The sequence below is a fragment of the Oleiphilus sp. HI0061 genome, assembly GCF_001635675.1.
Map to the genome: position 1 here is coordinate 1 of NZ_LWFE01001644.1, position 1,195 is coordinate 1,195.

3 protein-coding genes are annotated in these 1,195 nt (G+C 45.5%); all 3 read left to right on the forward strand.

The genetic code is table 11. From position 1 onward, the window contains the following. On the forward strand, positions 1-298 hold a 298-nt coding region (flgB, locus tag A3735_RS25370; RefSeq protein ID WP_068638871.1), incomplete at its 5' end, for a flagellar basal body rod protein FlgB. Positions 299-300: 2 nt separating this feature from the next. Continuing rightward, positions 301-744: a flagellar basal body rod protein FlgC gene (flgC, locus tag A3735_RS25375; protein WP_068508971.1), complete on the forward strand. Its 444-nt coding sequence runs from the start codon at positions 301-303 to the stop codon at positions 742-744. A 13-nt stretch (positions 745-757) separates the two neighbouring features. Next, the coding region (locus A3735_RS25380; RefSeq protein ID WP_304440024.1) for a flagellar hook capping FlgD N-terminal domain-containing protein at positions 758-1,195 on the forward strand (438 nt) is incomplete at its 3' end.

Genomic DNA, 1,195 nt, shown 5'->3' on the forward strand with positions numbered 1-1,195 from the left:
ATTTAAGGCAAGAGATATAGACTTCAAAGCGGTCCTGGGTAATGAAATGGCTAGCCAGGGAGGCGCAAAGTCTCTCGAGATGGCGACCACGAACGGACAGCACTTGCCTCATGCTAACTCGAGCGGAAGCAATGAGTTGCTTTATCGAACGCCCAGCCAGCCATCTGTTGACGGTAATACCGTTGATACCCAAGAAGAAATGGCAGAGTTTATGAAGAATACCTTGCAATACCAATCCAGCTTCCAGTTTTTGAATGGCAAGTTCAAGTCACTAACCAATGCGATTCGGGGTGAATAAATATGTCTCTTAGTCAGATTTTTGATATTGCCGGATCCGGCATGGCTGCTCAATCTATTCGCTTGAATACCACTGCTAGTAATATTGCTAATGCAGACAGTGCGGCAAGTAGTATTGATGAAGTATATCGCGCCCGAAAGCCCATCTTTTCGGCTGTCCAAGAAGATGCCATGCGCCAGGCAGTTGGTGGGGATTTCTTACAGCAGACGCCTGAGTCGGTAGGTGTTGAAGTAAAAGGGATTGTTGAAAGTGATGCACCTTTGGATATGCGTTACCAGCCTGACCACCCGTTGGCTGATGAGCAGGGATATGTGATGTACCCGAATGTAAATGTCGTTGAAGAGATGGCTGACATGCTTTCTGCTTCTCGAAGCTTTCAAACCAATATTGATGTAATGGATGCGGCAAAAACAATGATGCAGCGTTTGTTAACGCTAGGTCAGTAAGGGGCTAAATCTTATGACAGATATAAATACAACGGTGTCTTCTGCTGATGCTTTATCAGACTACCGCTATGAACCGACGACCAAAACACAAGGTTCGTCTGATCTAGGTCAGAATGAGTTTATGGAGTTGATGATTGCCCAGATGGAGAATCAAAGCCCGCTGGACCCTCAAGATAATGGTGAGTTCATTTCTCAGTTAGCAGAGTTTAGCTCTCTTGAAGAAATGCAGAAACTAAGTTCGCAAGTAGAAAGTTTTGCAACCCAGTATCAGTCTAGTCAGGCTTTGCAGGCTTCTGCAATGGTTGGGCGAACGGTTTTGGTGCCAGGTACTGAAGCTCCCATGGCGGCAGACGGAACAATTAGTGGATTGGTTGATCTTGAAGCCAGTACAGGTTCATTAAAGGTAAGTATCTTTAACGGTTCTGGTGAGTTGGTTAATCAGGTGGATATG

Excerpts from the sequence above, each read along its gene's own strand:
- flgC (WP_068508971.1), top strand. The coding sequence starts at position 301 with ATGTCTCTTAGTCAGATTTTTGATATTGCCGGATCCGGCATGGCTGCT.